Raw genomic sequence first — 17547 nt, forward strand, 5'->3', positions numbered from 1 at the left:
CGGTTGCGTCGGGCCGGCAAAACTTCGCATTGGAAGGGCCGGAACGCAATGTCCGAAAAGCCTCCGATGCATGCTTGATGAGCTGCTATTGACCAACGCGCTAAACTTGCGCGCTCGATTGGCGCCGCCCCACATCGCGCCCTCCCTACCCAGCATCCCCATGCCGAATCCCATCAGCCATCCGCCCCTTCCCACCAGCCCCAAGCAACGCCGCTTCTGGACGCCACCGCACGGCTCTGCGCGAGCGCTGTTGGTTGCCGAGGCTGCCAGATCGCACGAGGGCTTGGTGGTGGTCGTCACACGCGATACCCAGCGCGCCCATGCGCTGGAAGACGAACTGCGCATCTTCGCCGGCAATTTGCCGGTGCTGCATTTCCCGGACTGGGAAACCCTGCCCTACGACGTTTTCAGCCCGCACCCGGACATCGTGTCCCAACGCGTGGCCACGCTTTATCACCTGCCCGGCGTAAAACGCGGCGTACTGGTGGTGCCGGCGGCAACGTTGATGCAGCGTATCGCGCCGCGATCGCACATCACCGGCTCCGGCCTGATGCTGCGCAAGGGACAGAAACTTGATCTGGCCATCGAGCAGCGCCGGCTGGAAGCCTCCGGCTACCGGCACGTACCGCAAGTGGGTGAGCCCGGCGATTTCGCCGTGCGCGGCGCGCTGATCGACATTTTCCCGATGGGTGCAGGCGAGCCCTATCGCATCGAACTGTTCGACGATGAAGTGGAATCGATCCGCAGCTTCGATCCGGAAACGCAGCGCTCGCAGCACCAGGTGGAAAAGGTGGAACTGCTGCCTGCGCGCGAATTCCCCGTCACCGATGAGGGCGCCAAGGCGTTCCGCAGCCGTTTGCGCGAGCGCTTCCCCATCGACGTGCGCCGCTGCCCGCTCTATCAGGACATGAAGGAAGGCGTGACGCCCGGCGGCATCGAGTATTACCTGCCGCTGTTCTTTGACAACACGGCCACGCTGTTCGACTACCTCGGCGACGATGCGCTGTTCGTGCTTGGCGAAGGGGCGCACGAAGCTTCCGCGCAATTCTGGACGCAAACCGCCGAGCGTTACGACCAGCGCGCCCACGACATCGAACGCCCGGTGCTGCCACCGGCAGAGCTGTACCTTTCGCCCGAACAACTGCGCGAGCAGCTCAACAAACGCTTGCGCGCGGAAGTGGTCGAGAGCGGCCATGAGCACGCGGTGGATGCCGGCACGCAGCCTGCGCCGGACGTTCCGCTCAACCGCAAAGGCGAGGAACCGGGTACGTCGCTGCGCCATTTCGTTGAGGCCTATCCGGGTCGCATCTTGATCGCCGCCGACTCGGCCGGCCGCCGCGAAGCGCTACTCGAACAAGTCGCCACGGCCGGCTTGCGTCCGCAGAACGTCGACGGCTGGCAAGCATTTCTGGCCGATACGAACAAGCTGACGATCACGATTGCACCGCTGGAACAAGGCTTCGCGCTGAAGCAGCCTGCAATCACCGTGCTCACCGAACGCGAGCTGTTCGGCGAACGCGTGCGCACCGAGCGCCGTCGCCGGCGCGGTGCGGCGCGTGATCCGGAATCGGTGATTCGCGATCTGACCGAGCTGTCCATCGGCTCGCCGATCGTGCACGTCGATCACGGCGTCGGCCGTTACCAAGGCCTGGTGTCGATGGAACTGGGCGGCATGGCGGGCGAATTCCTTATCATTGAATACGCCAAGGGCGACAAGCTCTACGTGCCTGTCGCGCAGCTCGGTCTGGTCAGCCGCTACTCCGGCACCGCGCCAGAACTGGCACCGCTGCATTCGCTGGGTGGCGATGCATGGGAACGCGCGCGCAAGAAGGCGGCAGAGAAAGTGCGCGACGTCGCGGCCGAATTGCTGGCGATCTACGCACAGCGCGAAGCACGCGGTGGCGAATCGTTACCGATCGATCGTCAGCTCGTCGAAGAATTCGGCAGCACCTTTCCATTTGAGGAAACACCCGACCAATTGCTGGCGATCGATGCGGTACTTGGCGATCTCGCCCGGCCGCGCGCCATGGATCGCGTGATCTGCGGCGACGTGGGTTTCGGCAAGACCGAAGTCGCACTGCGCGCCGCCTTCGCCGCCGCAACGGCGGGCAAGCAGGTGGCGCTGCTGGTGCCGACCACCCTGCTCGCGCAACAGCATTACCGCAATTTCGCCGACCGCTTCGCCGATTGGCCGGTGAAAGTCGACGTGTTGTCGCGCTTCCGTTCCACCAAGGACGTGAACGAGGCGCTCAAGCGCCTCACGGACGGCCAGATCGACGTGATCATCGGCACGCACAAGCTGCTGCAGCCCGATGTGAAGTTCAAAAACCTCGGTTTGGTGATCGTCGACGAAGAACAGCGCTTCGGTGTGCGTCAAAAGGAACAGCTCAAAAAGCTGCGCGCCGAAGTGGATCTGCTTACCATGACTGCTACGCCGATTCCGCGCACGCTGAACATGGCGATGAGCGGCCTGCGCGATCTCTCGCTGATTACTACGCCGCCTGCGCATCGCATGGCAGTGCGCACATTCGTTTCCACCTGGGAGCCGGCGCTGATCCGTGAAGCCTTCCAACGCGAGCTGCAGCGCGGTGGCCAGGTGTATTTCCTGCATAACGAAGTGGAGAGCATCGAACGCACCGCGCGCGAACTGCAGGAGCTAATGCCCGATGCGCGCATCGGCATCGCTCACGGCCAGATGCCGGAACGCGAACTGGAACGGGTGATGGCGGATTTCCATCGCCAGCGCTTCAACGTGCTGGTGTGCACCACCATCATCGAAACCGGCATCGACATTCCGACCGCCAACACGATCATCATCGATCGTGCGGACCGCTTCGGCTTGGCGCAGCTGCATCAGCTGCGTGGCCGCGTGGGTCGTTCGCATCATCGCGCCTATGCTTATTTGATCGTGCCGGATCACCGTTCGATTACGGCCGACGCAGAGAAACGGCTGGAAGCGCTCGCTTCGCTGGAAGAACTCGGTGCAGGTTTTACGCTTGCCACGCACGACTTGGAAATCCGCGGTGCGGGTGAGCTGCTAGGCGATGAGCAATCCGGCCAGATCCAGGAGATCGGCTTTGGTCTATACACCGAACTGCTGGAACGCGCTGTGCGCGCGCTGAAATCCGGCAAGGTTCCGGATTTCGACTTGAGCAGCGAACACGAGACCGAAGTGGAACTGCATCTGCCTGCGCTCATTCCCGATGATTACCTGCCCGACGTGCATGCCCGTCTGACGCTGTACAAGCGCATCGCCAGCGCACGTGACGAAGAAATCTTGCGCGAGCTGCAAGTGGAAATGATTGATCGCTTCGGCCTTCTGCCTGATTCGGTGAAAAACCTGTTCTCAGTTGCGGGGCTCAAGCTGATGGCGACACCATTGGGCATCCGCAAGCTGGATATCGGCGCCAACGGCGGACGCCTTACCTTCCGCGACAAGCCGGACATCGATCCGATGGCGATCATTCGTTTGATTCAGAACTACCCGCGCGTGTACAAACTCGACGGGCAGGACAAGTTGAAGATCAACATGGAGCTGCCCGGAGCGAGCGAACGGGTTAGGGCTGCGCAGGATCTGCTTGGAAGGCTTGGAGCGCGCAAGGCGGCTTGAATTTGAAGCCCCTCTCCCGAAGGGAGAGGGGAGCCAAGCTATACCGCTCGCGTGAGGTACTGCAGACTAAACATCCGCTCCGGATCAAACCACACGTGCTGCACGGCCAACCCGGCTATGGCCGCCAATGCAGCGAAATCCTCAAGCGAATACTTGCAGCTGTATTCCACCAGCATCGCTTCGTCCTCGTGGAACTGTACTTGCAGACGCCCTACGCGCACGCGCTGTTCGCGCTGGCTGAGAATATGCGTTTCGATCCGTCCGGCCATGGCGTTGTAGTGCGCGCGATGGCGGAATGCATTGAGTTCGAAATTGCAGCCCAGTTCGCGATTCAGGCGCGTCAGCATATTGAGGGTGAAAGCGGCGGTGATGCCTGCACTATCGTTGTAGGCGGCTTCGATCGTAGCGCGATCTTTCTTCAGATCCGCACCGACCAGAATGCCGCCGTTATCACCCATTTCGCCGCGCATCTTGCGCAAGAGTTGCGCTGCTTCGCGATCTTCGAAGTTGCCGATGGTCGAACCGGGGAAATACACCACCGTGCGGCGTGGCGCACGCGGCGGCACCGGCAACCGCAACGGCCGGGTGAAATCGACTGTCAGCGGCTGAATTGGCAGATGCGGAACCTGCTCGGCCATCCGTTCCATGCTTCGCCGCAACGGGTCGGCAGAGAGTTCGATCGGCACCCATGCCACCGGTGTAACCAGATGCTCCAGCAGCAAGCGCGTCTTGATCGCATCGCCGCTACCGTATTCGACCAGGCGTACATCCGGGCCGAGCACCTGGGCGATCTCGCCGGCGTGCTGATTCAGCAGCGCGATCTCGGCGCGTGTCAGGTAGTACTCCGGCTGCTCGCAGATCTGCTCGAACAACGCAGAGCCCTGTTCGTCATAGAACAGCCAGGAAGGCAGGCGTTTGGGCTGCGAACGCAGTCCTCGCTGCACCACTTGCAACAACATGTTATCGGGCGGGCGCTGCTCATCCCGCACTGCATAAGCTTGCACACTCATCGGTCCTGTCCCAGTCGGATGCCCGCGAATTGCCAGCGGGCATGGGGAGGAAAGAAATTGCGGTAACTGGCGCGAATGTGATCACGCGGCGTGGCACACGAACCGCCGCGCAACACCCATTGGCCATTCATGAACTTGCCGTTGTATTCACCCAGCGCACCGGGTAGAGGCTTGAAACCGGGGTAGCTGACGTAAGGCGAAGCGGTCCATTCCCATACGTCGCCATACATCTGCAATAAACCTTCGCCGGGCGGTACGGCATTTGGATGAAAACGCATGTTGTCCTGGAAATTACCGTTGATCGGCAATCGTGCGGCAGCGTCTTCCCATTCCGCCTCGGTTGGCAGACGCGCGCCTGCCCAGCGCGCAAATGCGTCTGCTTCGAAATAGCTGATGTGGCACACCGGCGCGTGCGGGTCCAACGCGCGAACACCAGCCAGCGTGAATTCGCTGGACAAGTCTTCCTGCCAGTACAACGGATGCTGCCAGCCATCGCGCTGCACGGTCGCCCAGCCATCGGAGAGCCACAGGCCTGCTTCCTGATAACCGCCATCGCGCACGAAGGCTAGGTATTCGGCATTGGTCACCAAGCGATTGGCGAGCGCATGGGCGGGCAGCCATGTCGTGTGCCGCGGTGTTTCATTGTCGTAGGCAAAACCATCGCCGTCGTGACCGATATCGAGCGGCCCTTGCCGGCCCGGAAGAAAACGCATCGACACGCTGCGGCTTTCGCTTTTTACTGGAGCTTGGCGATAAGCGGGTCGCAATGGGTTACACCAGAGCGCATGCTTGATGTCGGTCAGCAGCAGTTCTTGGTGTTGCTGTTCGTGATGCAGGCCCAGTTCGATCCTCGCCGCCAGCGTGGCATCCACACCGCGAACCAAGCGTTCGCTAACCATTTCATCGACGCGCGTACGGTAATTACGAATGTCATCGAGCGTAGGCCGCGAAAGTAAGCCTCGCTGCGGACGCGCGTGCATCGGCCCGACCGACTCGTAGTAAGAGTTGAACAGGTAATGCCACTCAGGATTCGGCGACCGGTAGGCTGGGTCATGCCCGAGCACGAATTGCTCGAAGAACCATGTGGTATGCGCCAAGTGCCATTTCCCCGGACTCGCATCGGGCATCGACTGCACTTGCAGGTCTTCGCCGCTCAGCCCCGCGCACAGCGCGAGCGTTTGCTTGCGGATGTGCGTGAACCGTGCAAGGACATCCTCGGTACTTACGGTGAATGTGGGGACATTCATAGCGCAGTCTCGTTTGGGGTGGACTTGCTGCGACCCACCTTGTGGAGCGCGAAACAGCGGACGATCATACAGCCACCATGCCGCAGCAGTTGTTCATATTCCGTGATGCGCGCATGGCAGGAATATGGCCAATGGCCAGGACAATCCATGCTTCTTACAGCCGTGAGGTGATTCCATGAAAGCCGTCATGTCTGCAGTGCTGGCCTTTACGTTTGCTGCAACTGCCGCAAGCGCGTTCGCGCAATCGGCACCAGCAAGCAACTCTTTACCGTATAAGGATTGCATCCGTCTCGACCAGATCAACGAGTGGCACGTGGTGGATCCGCAAACCATCATCGTACGCACAGGGCCGTATCAACGTTATCTGGTGAAACTGAAAGCAAGCTGCGACAAATTGGGCATCGGCAACCCCGGCATGCAATTTGTGCCTAGCGAATCTGACAAAGCGACTGCGCCGCTACGCATTTGCGGCGGAGTCGGTGAAAAGGTGCGTGCGAGGAACCAACCTCCTTGCGCCATTGACTCGGTCGGGCTGATCGATGAGACAACGTTCAATGGGTATCGCGACCACGCCAAATACCATAGCGTGACCTCGCAACAGCCAGCCAAAAATCCTTGAGACAAAAAAAGAGCCCGGCTTTGCCGGGCTCTTTTTCAAATCAAATTTCGATCAGTAAGCCGGACCGACGTAACGCGTCTGGTACGGATCATTGGTGATCACTGTAGTGGTCACCACCGGCGGCGGCGCGCCCTGATAGACCACCGTGCCTGGCGTATACACCACAGTCGGCGGCGGTGCGTAATACACCGGCGGACCCGCCACTGCGCCAGCTACGAGACCAGCCACTGCGCCACCTACAATAGCGCCGGCAATCCAACGACCGCCGCTCCAGTAACCACCGCGATAGCAGCATCCACCGCGGTAGTAACCGCCGTGATAACCGTAACCGCCATGCCAACCCGGGCCACCACCCCAGGGATGGGCCGATGCGCCGACCGGGACAGCCACGGCACCAGCGATCGCCAGGCCGACCGCAACCATTTTGCCGACACTACGTTTAAACATGACACACCTCCGTCAGTACGGTGTGAATGGTCGTCCCGATGCGCTTAATCTGTACTGAAGCGTTTCATTTCTTAACGCGGGCATTTTCCCAGGGATTTGCGGAGCCTCCAGCCGGTCCGTGCGGACGCAGCAGCCAGCAATCGTGAATATTTGCGCGCCGCGAAAAATCGAACGGAATACTGCCAGCACCCCAGTTCTCAATGGTCAAACGCGCTTCGAGTGATTCGCGATCAAGCGAGAAACGGCGGAAGTTATTCGAAAACACGATGACGCCATCGGCGGTCAGTCGATCCGCGCAAGCCAACAGCAGCTTTACGTGGTCGCGTTGCACATCGAAATCTTCGGCGCGTTTGGAATTGGAAAAAGTCGGCGGATCGACGTAGATCAGGCCATAACGCTCATGCGTACGTAGCAGAAAACTTGCGGCATCCGCCTGCACCAAACGATGTTTTTCGCCGCTGAAACCGTTCAACGCAAGATTACGCGAGGCCCATTCCAGATACGTGCCCGATAGATCCACACTGGTGGTATCGCGCGCACCACCCGCTGCAGCATAGACACTTGCCGTGGCGGTATAGGCAAATAGATTGAGAAAGCGTTTCCCTGCGGCCAGCTCACGCACTTTTGCACGAACCAGTCGATGATCCAGGAACAGCCCGGTATCCAGGTAGTCATAAAGATTGACCAGGAAGGCTAAGCCACCCTCTTCCACTTCGATGAATTCGCCGCGCTGATCGAACTGCCCGTACTTGGAACCACCCTTGCCACGTTCGCGCGTCTTGAGGGCAATGCGCGTACGCGGCGTGTCGAACACTTCCCCCGCCACGCGCGCCATCTCGCGCAAACGCGTGCGCGCAAGCTCAGCAGGCACATCGGCCGGAGCGCGATATTCCTGGATATGCAGATGCGTTGTGCGCGACGTGTCCGTGTACACATCGATCGCTGCGGCGTATTCCGGCAGATCCTGATCGTACGCACGCCAGGCATGCACGCCTTCGCGCTCCAATCGTTTGCGCAGATGCTTGAGGTTCTTCTCCAGCCGGTTCTTCAGCATCTGTGCGCCGGGCGAAAGCGGCGGCTTTTCGCGTGGAGTCTCATCGCGCGGATGCAGTTCGAAGATCAGCAGCACCGTTTCCAGCGCACCGTTGTAAAGCGTGTATTTCTTTTCCGCGCGCAACGTCGTGGCGCGCCCGAGTTCGGCATCGCCCGCGAGCACGGCGGCCCGCCAGCCGGTGAAATGATCGCGCAGGGTTTCGCCCAGACTGCGATAGAACTTCGGCAGGGTTTCGCGTTCGCCCAGGCGCTCGCCATATGGCGGATTGGTGATCACCAGACCGTGCTCGAAGCCGGCCGGTGGCCGTACGTGCAGCGCGTCATGCTTGTCCAACGTAAAAAATCCGGCAATGCCTGCTTCTTGCGCATTGCGTTTGGCCATCTGCACCATGCGCGGATCAGCGTCGGAACCGAAGAAGCAACTGCGCAACGCCGGCAAGCCGGCTTCTGCACGCCGGTTCGCTTCATCAAGCAGGCTGCGCCATAAACCGATGTCGTGCTGTTTCCAGCCGAGGAAGCCGTAATAGTCGCGACGCAGACCCGGTGCGACATCCGCCACCATGAGTGCGCCTTCGATCAGCAAGGTGCCGGAGCCACACATGGGATCGAGCAGCGCGCCGCCCTGCGCATAGGCTTCCGGCCAGCCCGCGCGCAGCAACATCGCTGCGGCAAGGTTCTCCTTCAGCGGCGCTTCGCCCTGGGTTTGCCGCCAGCCGCGGCGATGCAAGGGCGCACCGGCCAAATCGATCGACACGGTGGCACGGTCACGCCGCAAACGCAGGTTGATGCGCACATCGGGCTCTTCCGTATCGACATCGGGACGCGCTTGGCCACGCTGGCGGAATTGATCGACCACCGCGTCCTTCACGCGCTGCGCAAGATACTGGCTGTGCGTGAGTTTGCTTTGCGCCGTGTTGGCGTCCACCGCCAGTGTGGCGTGCAGCGCGAGGTGCTCCGACCAGTCGATGGTTTGCACGCCTGCATACAACGCATCGTCGGTAGCCGCATCGAATTCGGCGATCGGCAGCAGCACACGGCTCGCGAGGCGCGACCATAGACACGCGCGATACGCCGTTTCCAGGCTGCCGGAAAAACGCACGCCGGCCAGCGCCTCGTGCACGTCAGTAGCACCCAGCGACATCAACTCGTCGCGTAACAGGTATTCCAGCCCCTTGGGGCACGTTGCAAAGAACTGCTTCAAGCCTGCTTCGCCAGTTGTTCCAAAAAGAGACCGAATTGACGGCCGATGGCGTCGACGTGTTCGCTAAGGCGATGATCATCGTCCACGATCCACAGCGGCAGCTCACGGCGACGGGCGAATTCGTACATTTCATCCACCGGGCAAACGTCATCGCGCCAACCGTGGATCAGCAATGTCGGTACATCCAGACGTACGTCGAACGCCAAGTCACTGCCCGGAATCAACGCTGGCGAAGCGAGCAGGAATAAGCCCGCCACCGGCAACTCCAACGATGCCAGGCCTGAAACGAAGGCGCCCATGCTGGAACCCACCAATACCGGCTGCGCTGCACACGCTGCGATGCGCTGATGCAAGCGAGCGATGCGTGGTTCGATCGAGCCGGCGTGGCCGAGCTTGTCGTCCTCGCGATAATCCGGGCGCTCGGTGCTCCAGCCCATGGATTCGGCGACCTTCGCCAACGCGCTTACCTTGGTGGCATCCGGGCCGCTATCGGAACCATGGGAGAGAATGACGTGTCCGGGCATAACGGTCTCCGTGTCCGCTCAACAGGACGTGCATGATAACTGCACTGTGTAGGTTGGGTTACCCCGGACTTGATCCGGGGGTAACCCAACATAATTCGCAGCGGCATCGTTGGGTTACGCTGCGATAACCCAACCTACGGCCTGCGCCGCATGCCCATGCTCACTATCCATGACCAGCCCTTGCCCTATGTCGCCAAGCTGCCGGAACGGCCAGCCAGCGCGGTAACGCTGGCGGTCATCCACTGCACCGAACTGCCCGACATGGCCACAGCGCGCGAATACGGGGAGCGCGTGCTGTACGAAAACGGCACCGGTGCCAGCGGCCATTACTACATCGATCGCGACGGCTCGATCTATCGCTACGTACCCGGCACTCGCGTGGCCAACCACGTACGCGGTTACAACCCGCCATCAATCGGCATCGAACTGGTAAACCTGGGCCGCTACCCGAACTGGTTCGACTCGCACCACCAGACCATGGCCGAGCCCTATACCGCCGCGCAGATCACCGCACTGCGCGCGCTGCTGGCGCAGTTGCGGGCCGAGTATCCGAACCTGCACGAGATCGCCGGCCATGAGGATCTGGACACGGCCCGCGTGCCGGCCAGCGACGATCCAAGCCGCGAGGTTCCGCGCAAGCTCGATCCGGGTCCGCAGTTCCCGTGGTCAGAAGTGCTGGCTGGCAGCGGCCTGCGGCGAGTACATGCCCATTCCTGAGGCTCATCCCTGAGGCTTATCACTAAGTATGCAGAACCCCCGGCTATAATTTCCGCCGTTTATGTCAGGGGCTAGCCGCATGCGGGAAACACACGTACAGGAACTGGTCGAGCTGCTGCAGCTCGAACGTCTGGAAGACAATCTCTTCCGCGGCCAGAGCCGCGATATCGGCACGCGCTTCGTGTTCGGTGGCCAGGTGCTGGGCCAGGCACTGGCGGCGGCGCAGGAGACGGTGGACTCCTCGCGCGAGGCGCATTCGCTGCATGCCTATTTCCTGCGCGCCGGCGATATCGATGCGCCGATTGTCTACAGCGTGGAACGTGCGCGCGACGGCGGTACGTTTTCGTCCCGCCGAGTGGTCGCGATCCAGCACGGCCAGCCCATCCTCAATGGCGCCATCTCGTTCCAGATTCCGGAAAAAGGCTTGGAGCACCAGTCCAGCATGCCTGAGGTACCGGAGCCGGAAGACGTAGAACCCATGCACCGCGTGCCGGTGAAAGAACTCTCCCGACTGCCGGTCAAGCTGCAACGCTGGCTGGGCATCGATGGTCCGTTCGAATTCCGCCAGGTATGGCCGCGCGACGAACTACATCCGGCCAAGCGTCCACCGATCCAGCACATCTGGTTCCGGCTCACCTCGCCGATCAGTGATTCGGCCATCCTGCATCGCGCCTTGCTGGCGTACGCCTCGGATTTCCACCTGATCGGCACGGCCACGCTGCCGCACGGCATTTCCTATCTCACGCCCAACTTGCAGATGGCCAGCCTCGATCATGCGCTGTGGTTCCACCGGCCGTTCAGGGTGGATGAATGGCTGCTCTACTCGTTCGACAGCCCCACTGCACAAGGCGCACGCGGTCTGGCCCGTGGGCAGATTTTCAGTCGCGACGGCCAGCTGGTGGCCTCAACGGCGCAGGAAGGGTTGATCCGGTTGCGCGGCGAGTAAACTGACCTCATGCGTCTGCTCTACACCTCTCCCCGTCAGGAAAACATCGATCGCGTGATGGCCTTCATGGCCGAGAACGGGGTCGAAACCACCATCACGAATCGCTCCAACTGGAACCGGCCAAGCTACCAACGCTTCAGCTATTCCCAGCGCAGCCAAAACCGGGACGCCTGGCCGCAGGTGTGGGTCCAGAAAGCGGACGACTACACCAAGGCACGCGAGCTGCTGCGCAAGCTGGGTATCGAGCCGGAAGTTCGCCACGCCGAGGAGTTGAGGATCTCACGCGATCCTGTGGCCTCGATGTATGCCCGTCGTGAACATACCGTCGCGAGGGTGCGACGCATCGTGCTGCTGTCGATCCTGGGCGTATTCATGGTGCTCGCGCTGCACTATCTGCACATCTTTTAAGCAAAAAATCCTTGCCACGTCGGACCTTGGCGGTCATAGAATCAGGCCATGCGCTCCGACCACGTCCGCCTGTTCCAGACGCTGCCCCACGCCTGCGGTTATTACCCGGGGCGCACGGCGCAAAATCTGGTGATCGATCCAGCTGCCCCGCAGCTGGATCGGTTGTATGGCGCGGCGCTGGACCACGGCTTTCGCCGCGCGGGCGGGCATCTGTACTTTCCGCACTGCCCGAGCTGCCACGCGTGCACACCGTGCCGCATCGATGTGGCGAACTTCAAGCCGAACCGCGCGCAACGCCGCTGCCTCAAGCGCAACGAAGACTTGATCGTGCGCGAATGCATGGCCGGCTATAACAGCGAGCGCCACGCGCTGTACTCGCGCTATCTGCGCACCCGCCACCCCGGCGGCGGCATGGATGAAGCCGAAGCCAGCGACTTCCGCCGCTTCCTCACGGCGCCGTGGAGTCCCACCGTATTTCTGGAATTGCACAAGGGCGAACGTCTGCTCGCGGTGGCTGTCACGGATGTATGCATGACCGGCATTTCAGCCGTCTATACGTTCTACGACCCCGACGAACAGGACCGTGGCCTGGGCACCTTCGCCATCCTGCAGCAGGTGGAACTAGCGAAGCGTCGCGGCATTCCCTGGGTGTACCTGGGATTCTGGATCGAAGGACATCCGAAAATGGATTACAAGCGGCGCTTCAAGCCGCTGCAGGTGCGCACAGCGGAAGGCTGGGTAAATTTGAAGCAGGATTGAGTCGCCCTGACTTCATCTGCCCCTCAAACTTCCAATCGAAGCGCTCGTCATTCCGCAAAAATCCAGATCAAGCCTTTTCTGCAACCCTCGCCGGATAAGGAAACAGCTTGATCAACGGCACCGATACGCCATCGTCGCCCATCACACGGCAATGCGTACGATCCAGCTCGCGCGGATCATCCACGCCACAGCTGTGCGCAATGATGCCGACTTCATGCATGACGTTGCGCGCGTAATGCGCCACGCGCTCACTCTTGTCCGTCACCACCAAGCCGCGCTGCAAACGCGTGTTCTGCGTGGTGATGCCGGTAGGACAGGTGTTGCGATTGCACTGCAGCGATTGAATGCAACCCAACGCCAGCATGAAACCGCGCGCGGAGTTAACGAAATCCGCGCCCATCGATAGCGCCCACGCCACATCGTAGGCGGTGATGCATTTGCCCGAGCAGATCACCTTGATGCGCTCGCGCAAACCGCGTTCGATCAAGGTATTGACCAGCGCAGGCAGTGCTTCGCGCAGGGGCAGCCCCACACCTTCCATCAAGGTTTGCGGCGCGGCGCCGGTGCCACCTTCGGAACCGTCAACGATGATGAAATCCGGCGCATGCTCGATGCCGCGCTTGCTCACCTCGTCGCACAGCTCGTCGATCCACTCCATGCCGCCAAACACGGCCTTGAAGCCGGTGGGCTTGCCAGTGAGATCGCGGATGTGGCGAATCGCATCCATCAGTTCCTGCACGTTGCCGATATCCAGGTGACGGTTCGGACTCTGCGAATCCTGCCCGACCGGAATGCCACGGATTTGTGCTATTTCCGGCGTTACTTTCGCCGCCGGCAGCAACCCGCCCATACCGGGTTTGGCACCCTGGCCAAGCTTGATGCTGACCATCTTCACCTGCTTGTGTGCGCAAATCGCCGATAGCTTCTGGTCATCCAGCTTGCCGTCTGGTGTACGCACACCGTACTTGGCAGTGCCGATCTCAAACACGATATCGCAACCGCCTTCGAGGTGATACGGCGCAAGACCACCCTCGCCCGTATCCATCCAGATGCCCGCTTTGGCGGCACCGATAGACAACGCGCGCACAGCGGGCGCCGACAACGCGCCAAAGCTCATCGCAGAAATATTGAAGAACGCCGCGTGATCGTAAGGCTCCCGCGAATACGGTCCGATGCGTACAGGCTTGGGTTTCACATGCCTATCGCCCAGCGCCGGAAACGGTGCGTTGACGAAGAACGGCACACCTTCCATGTGCAGGTCACGCGTGGAACCGAATGCATTGGTGTTCTCAGCATTCTTCGCCGCGCGATAGACCCACATGCGCTCCGCGCGATTGAACGGCATTTCCTCTCGATCGCTGGAATACAGGTATTGGCGAAAGAACTCGCCCAGATGCAAAAACCAGTAACGGAAGTGCCCGATGACCGGGTAATTGCGCAACACGGAATTGTGCGTCTGGTTGCGGTCGATCACCCACACCACCGCAATGACCAGGATGGTAATCACCACCAGCATCACGAACAGCACTGCGAAGGTTTCTACCAGTACGACCAGCCAATGCGAGAAGCCTGTTGATGCCATCACAACTCTCCGTTCGCCAAATCCAGTTCCCTCCCCAAAAGCGGAGAGGGAGTCAATGCATTACAACTCGACCCGAATCACTTTCGCCGCTCGAATCGCCTTGGCCTTCGCCGTCTCGATGTCGTTATCGCGCGCCAGTGTGACCGCCATGCGGCGACGGCCTTTCACTTCCGGCTTGCCGAAGATGCGCAGTTGCGTATCCGGCTCAGCTAGTGCATCGGCAATGCCGTGATAACGCGGCGCAGGGCCTTCACCTTCCATCAGCACCGCGCATGATGCAGAAGGTCCGTTCAGGCGAATCACAGGAATCGGCAAACCAAGAATGGCGCGCGCATGCAAGGCGAATTCGGAGAGATCCTGCGAAATCAAGGTAACCAAACCCGTGTCGTGGGGCCGCGGACTGACTTCGGAGAAAATCACGCTGTCGCCTTGCACGAAGAACTCCACACCGAACACACCCCAGCCACCCAGTGCGCCTGTGATCGCCTCCGCCTGGCGCTGCGCCTCAGCCAACGCAACCGTACTCATGGGCTGCGGCTGCCAGGATTCACGGTAATCCCCGTCCTCCTGTCGATGTCCGATCGGTGCGCAGAAACTAGTACCGTCCTTGTGTCGCACGGTGAGCAGCGTGATCTCGTAATCGAAAGGAACAAAACCCTCGACAATCACGCGGCCCTTGCCAGCTCGACCGCCGGACTGCGCGTAATCCCAGGCATGCTGCATATCAGCGGAGCTGCGAACGATGCTCTGGCCTTTGCCGGAAGAACTCATGACCGGCTTGATTACGAAGGGATAGCCGATCGCCGCAATGGCCTCGCGATAATCGGCTTCGCTGTCGCAGAACCGGTAAGGCGAGGTGGGCAACCCCAACTCCTCGGCGGCGAGACGGCGGATGCCTTCGCGATCCATGGTCAGCCAGGCGGCGCGCGCGGTCGGGATGACCTTCAGGCCCTCCTTTTCCAACTCGACCAAGGTCGGTGTGTGGATGGCTTCGATTTCCGGCACGACCAAATCCGGCTTTTCCTGCGCGATCACTGCGCGCAAGGCGTTACCGTCCAGCATGTCGATGACATGGCTGCGATGCGCCACTTGCATGGCCGGCGCATGGGCATAGCGGTCCACCGCAATCACTTCAGCGGCAAAGCGCTGTAATTCGATGGCGACTTCCTTGCCAAGCTCGCCCGCACCGAGCAGCAGCACTTTCAAAGCATGGTCGGAATGGGGCGTGCCAAAAGGCTTCATTACAAGCTCCGGACAAAACGCCATTGTACGCTGCCCTGCTTGTCGCACCGCAGATTGACGGCGGGCAAAAGCAGGTATCCACTAGTTTCGACTCCGTTCCCCACGGACAGAATCTATGCGCAGCCGGATCGCCCCGCTTTTGCTGGTGCCGTTGTTGTGCCTTGCCCCGAGCCCGACCAGGGCCGATACCAATGTTGCGTCTTCCGCCAATACCACTTGGATGACCGTGTTGCTCAACGGCCGCAAAGTCGGCCATGAGGAAATCCAGCGCGAGCAACACGACGACACCGTGATCACCACGCAAACGCTGGTGATGGATATCGAGCGGAACCATAAACGGGTTCCCTACATCAACGTCAGCCGCAATGTGGAGATGACCGATGGGCTGCCGGTCAGTTTCTCCATGACTACCACCATGTCCGCCACCGAAACCAAGGTCGATGGCACACGGATGGCTGACGGCAAACTGGAGTTGATCAGCACTTCCGGCGGCAGCACCCGCCGCTCAGTCACCGAATGGCCGATGGGTGCCGTGCTGGTGGAAGGCGAGCGCCGAGCCATGCAAGCCGCCATCGCCTATCCTGGCAAGCGTTACCACCTATTGGTGTACAACCAGGCGAGCCAGGAAGCGATGGATCTCGTCGTGGAAGTGATCGGCAACGAACGCGTAGATATGCCAGACGGCGTCCAGACCTTGAACCATCAACGGGAAACGCTGCGCGGCATCAACAGCGAGCAAAGCGTGGATGTTTGGCTGGATGCGCAGGGCAACATCCGCAAAGGATCTCTGTCCATGCTGGGGCGCCCGCTAGATATGATCGCCTGCAGCGAAACCTGCGCGGCAGCACCCACTCAGAGCCTGGACATGATGTATTCGGCCATGGTGGATTCACCACGGTCGATAACACCGGAAATGCTCGCTGATTTTCTCAGCTACCGCGTGCGCGTCACTAACAAAGCGATCGCCAAACCATTCATCGCCACGGACGAGCAATCCGTCATCGATCTGGGTAACGGCGAATGGCAGATCAATGTCTATCGCGGTCTTATCGACGCGCAAAGCCCACCCACATCGGCGGATACGCAGCCCAACGCCTGGCTGCAATCCGATACGCCGGAAATCAAGGAACTTGCGGCCCTCGCCGCAGGCAACACGGTGAGCAAGCTGCATATGATGGGCAACTTGAACAGTTTCGTCAGCCGCTACCTCAGACAGATCGGGCTGGATATTGGCTATGCCTCCGCACTCGAAGTAGCGCGCGATCGCCGCGGCAACTGCGCGGAGTTCGCCGTGCTACTCGCTGCCATGGCGCGCGCGCAAAATATTCCGGCTCGTGTCGTCGTAGGCATGCTCTACACCGACCACTACGACACCAAGATACGCGTGTTCGTACCGCATGCCTGGGTGGTCGCCTGGGTGGGTGGCCGCTGGCGCAGTTTCGATCCCGCTGCCTTGCATTTCGACAGCGGACACATCGCACTCGATGTCGGTGACGGCAACCCCTGGCACTTCTTCAATGCGACCAACGAATTCGGCAGCATCGAGATCAGTGCAGTACATACGTATGACGAGACGTACGGCGGCCTGTCACCCGCCAATAGTTCGATAATCGGCGGTGGTGGCGGCAGAGGTGGAGGTTCCAGATAAGCGCATGGACCTACGTAGGCTGGGGCGCAAACCCTAACGTGCCATGCGCAGACATTTGTTGGGGTTTGCACCCCAACCTATGCGCGTCGCTTCAATGCCACACCTAACGCCATCCAGCCCACGATAAATGCCACACCGCCGAATGGTGTAACTATGCCGACCCAACGCGGCGCACCCAGCGCCAGCGCGTACAGACTGCCGGAAAACATCACAATGCCTACAATCCATGACAACGTAGCGATGCGCTGTGCCTTGCCATCACCGCACAACGCGGCAACCGCTAAGGCCAGGGTGTGCCAGAAGTGATACTGCACCGCCGTGTGCCAAAGTTCGCGATGCGCCGCATCAAGCATATCCTTGAGTGCATGAGCCCCGAAAGCGCCCAGCAATACCGCGCTCGCTCCAGTGAGACCGACGATCAGACCTTCGCGAGTTTGGGCAAGTTGTCGCATTGCGTGCTTTCCAATGATGGATGAAGGGATGAAACCATCGCAGGTGGCGTATCCTGAGCAGGTTCCACCGCCCGGAATTCTT

Annotated in this window: 15 protein-coding genes; 7 read left to right on the top strand and 8 right to left on the bottom strand. The window is 60.6% G+C overall.

The window, feature by feature from the left end:
* The first annotated feature begins 160 nt into the window (after window positions 1–160).
* Window positions 161–3610 carry a transcription-repair coupling factor gene (gene mfd / locus QQJ86_RS05025; protein ID WP_284319828.1) on the top strand — a complete coding sequence of 1150 codons (3450 nt, stop codon included), beginning with the start codon at window positions 161–163 and terminating at the stop codon, window positions 3608–3610.
* A 38-nt stretch (window positions 3611–3648) separates the two neighbouring features.
* Here mfd and egtD read toward each other — a convergent pair whose 3' ends face one another.
* Both egtD and egtB read right to left on the bottom strand, forming a co-directional pair.
* Complete coding sequence (gene egtD / locus QQJ86_RS05030) at window positions 3649–4620, bottom strand: L-histidine N(alpha)-methyltransferase (RefSeq protein WP_284319829.1); 972 nt, start codon at window positions 4618–4620, stop codon at window positions 3649–3651.
* Window positions 4617–5867 carry an ergothioneine biosynthesis protein EgtB gene (gene egtB, locus QQJ86_RS05035; protein WP_284319830.1) on the bottom strand — a complete coding sequence of 417 codons (1251 nt, stop codon included), beginning with the start codon at window positions 5865–5867 and terminating at the stop codon, window positions 4617–4619. Before egtB ends, egtD begins: the two co-directional genes overlap by 4 nt.
* A gap of 175 nt (window positions 5868–6042) precedes the next feature.
* Here egtB and QQJ86_RS05040 point away from each other — a divergent pair, with 175 nt between their 5' ends.
* Complete coding sequence (locus tag QQJ86_RS05040) at window positions 6043–6486, top strand: DUF6491 family protein (protein ID WP_284319831.1); 444 nt, start codon at window positions 6043–6045, stop codon at window positions 6484–6486.
* A gap of 51 nt (window positions 6487–6537) precedes the next feature.
* Here QQJ86_RS05040 and QQJ86_RS05045 read toward each other — a convergent pair whose 3' ends face one another.
* From QQJ86_RS05045 to QQJ86_RS05055, 3 genes are all read right to left on the bottom strand, one after another.
* A complete protein-coding gene (locus QQJ86_RS05045) occupies window positions 6538–6933 on the bottom strand; it encodes a hypothetical protein (RefSeq protein WP_284319832.1) in 396 nt (131 codons plus the stop codon).
* A 64-nt stretch (window positions 6934–6997) separates the two neighbouring features.
* Window positions 6998–9187 (bottom strand): bifunctional 23S rRNA (guanine(2069)-N(7))-methyltransferase RlmK/23S rRNA (guanine(2445)-N(2))-methyltransferase RlmL, encoded by a 2190-nt coding sequence (gene rlmKL, locus QQJ86_RS05050; RefSeq protein WP_284319833.1) that lies wholly within the window; start codon window positions 9185–9187, stop codon window positions 6998–7000.
* The gene (locus QQJ86_RS05055; RefSeq protein WP_284319834.1) at window positions 9184–9711 is read right to left on the bottom strand and encodes an alpha/beta hydrolase; all 528 of its coding nucleotides are present in this window, start codon (window positions 9709–9711) and stop codon (window positions 9184–9186) included. Before QQJ86_RS05055 ends, rlmKL begins: the two co-directional genes overlap by 4 nt.
* 150 nt (window positions 9712–9861) lie before the next feature.
* On the opposite strand from QQJ86_RS05055, the gene QQJ86_RS05060 reads away from it, so the two are divergent.
* The 4 genes from QQJ86_RS05060 to QQJ86_RS05075 all read left to right on the top strand — a co-directional run bounded on the left by QQJ86_RS05060 (window position 9862) and on the right by QQJ86_RS05075 (window position 12541).
* Window positions 9862–10428, top strand: coding sequence for an N-acetylmuramoyl-L-alanine amidase (locus QQJ86_RS05060; protein WP_284319835.1), 567 nt, complete (start codon window positions 9862–9864; stop codon window positions 10426–10428).
* Window positions 10429–10507: 79 nt separating this feature from the next.
* Window positions 10508–11374, top strand: a complete 867-nt coding sequence (gene tesB / locus QQJ86_RS05065; protein ID WP_284319836.1) for an acyl-CoA thioesterase II — start codon at window positions 10508–10510, stop codon at window positions 11372–11374.
* A 9-nt stretch (window positions 11375–11383) separates the two neighbouring features.
* Entirely contained in the window at window positions 11384–11782 is a 399-nt protein-coding gene (locus QQJ86_RS05070; RefSeq protein WP_284319837.1) for a hypothetical protein, read from the top strand.
* 48 nt (window positions 11783–11830) lie between these two features.
* The gene (locus tag QQJ86_RS05075) at window positions 11831–12541 is read left to right on the top strand and encodes an arginyltransferase (RefSeq protein WP_284319838.1); all 711 of its coding nucleotides are present in this window, start codon (window positions 11831–11833) and stop codon (window positions 12539–12541) included.
* 67 nt (window positions 12542–12608) lie between these two features.
* Here the strand turns inward: QQJ86_RS05075 and QQJ86_RS05080 are convergent, their stop codons facing one another.
* Both QQJ86_RS05080 and purT read right to left on the bottom strand, forming a co-directional pair.
* The gene (locus QQJ86_RS05080) at window positions 12609–14123 is read right to left on the bottom strand and encodes an FMN-binding glutamate synthase family protein (RefSeq protein ID WP_284319839.1); all 1515 of its coding nucleotides are present in this window, start codon (window positions 14121–14123) and stop codon (window positions 12609–12611) included.
* Window positions 14124–14183: 60 nt separating this feature from the next.
* Entirely contained in the window at window positions 14184–15365 is a 1182-nt protein-coding gene (purT, locus tag QQJ86_RS05085; protein WP_284319840.1) for a formate-dependent phosphoribosylglycinamide formyltransferase, read from the bottom strand.
* A 115-nt stretch (window positions 15366–15480) separates the two neighbouring features.
* Between purT and QQJ86_RS05090 the strand changes: the two genes are divergently transcribed.
* A complete protein-coding gene (locus tag QQJ86_RS05090; protein WP_284319841.1) occupies window positions 15481–17013 on the top strand; it encodes a transglutaminase-like domain-containing protein in 1533 nt (510 codons plus the stop codon).
* Between the two features lie 77 nt (window positions 17014–17090).
* Here QQJ86_RS05090 and QQJ86_RS05095 read toward each other — a convergent pair whose 3' ends face one another.
* Window positions 17091–17465: a DUF423 domain-containing protein gene (locus QQJ86_RS05095; protein ID WP_284319842.1), complete on the bottom strand. Its 375-nt coding sequence runs from the start codon at window positions 17463–17465 to the stop codon at window positions 17091–17093.
* Window positions 17466–17547 lie beyond the last annotated feature (82 nt).

The sequence above is a fragment of the Dyella acidisoli genome (assembly GCF_030160295.1).
GTDB classification, from domain to species: Bacteria; Pseudomonadota; Gammaproteobacteria; order Xanthomonadales; family Rhodanobacteraceae; genus Dyella_B; species Dyella_B acidisoli.

Bases quoted from the DNA above. Each gene is read 5' to 3' on its own strand.
- QQJ86_RS05060 (WP_284319835.1), top strand. From the start codon at position 9,862: ATGCCCATGCTCACTATCCATGACCAGCCCTTGCCCTATGTCGCCAAG.
- QQJ86_RS05070 (WP_284319837.1), top strand. From the start codon at position 11,384: ATGCGTCTGCTCTACACCTCTCCCCGTCAGGAAAACATCGATCGCGTG.
- purT (WP_284319840.1), bottom strand. From the start codon at position 15,365: ATGAAGCCTTTTGGCACGCCCCATTCCGACCATGCTTTGAAAGTGCTG.
- egtD (WP_284319829.1), bottom strand. From the start codon at position 4,620: ATGAGTGTGCAAGCTTATGCAGTGCGGGATGAGCAGCGCCCGCCCGAT.
- QQJ86_RS05075 (WP_284319838.1), top strand. From the start codon at position 11,831: ATGCGCTCCGACCACGTCCGCCTGTTCCAGACGCTGCCCCACGCCTGC.
- QQJ86_RS05045 (WP_284319832.1), bottom strand. From the start codon at position 6,933: ATGTTTAAACGTAGTGTCGGCAAAATGGTTGCGGTCGGCCTGGCGATC.
- QQJ86_RS05040 (WP_284319831.1), top strand. From the start codon at position 6,043: ATGAAAGCCGTCATGTCTGCAGTGCTGGCCTTTACGTTTGCTGCAACT.
- QQJ86_RS05095 (WP_284319842.1), bottom strand. From the start codon at position 17,465: ATGCGACAACTTGCCCAAACTCGCGAAGGTCTGATCGTCGGTCTCACT.
- QQJ86_RS05055 (WP_284319834.1), bottom strand. From the start codon at position 9,711: ATGCCCGGACACGTCATTCTCTCCCATGGTTCCGATAGCGGCCCGGAT.
- QQJ86_RS05090 (WP_284319841.1), top strand. From the start codon at position 15,481: ATGCGCAGCCGGATCGCCCCGCTTTTGCTGGTGCCGTTGTTGTGCCTT.
- egtB (WP_284319830.1), bottom strand. From the start codon at position 5,867: ATGAATGTCCCCACATTCACCGTAAGTACCGAGGATGTCCTTGCACGG.
- QQJ86_RS05080 (WP_284319839.1), bottom strand. From the start codon at position 14,123: ATGGCATCAACAGGCTTCTCGCATTGGCTGGTCGTACTGGTAGAAACC.
- tesB (WP_284319836.1), top strand. From the start codon at position 10,508: ATGCGGGAAACACACGTACAGGAACTGGTCGAGCTGCTGCAGCTCGAA.
- mfd (WP_284319828.1), top strand. From the start codon at position 161: ATGCCGAATCCCATCAGCCATCCGCCCCTTCCCACCAGCCCCAAGCAA.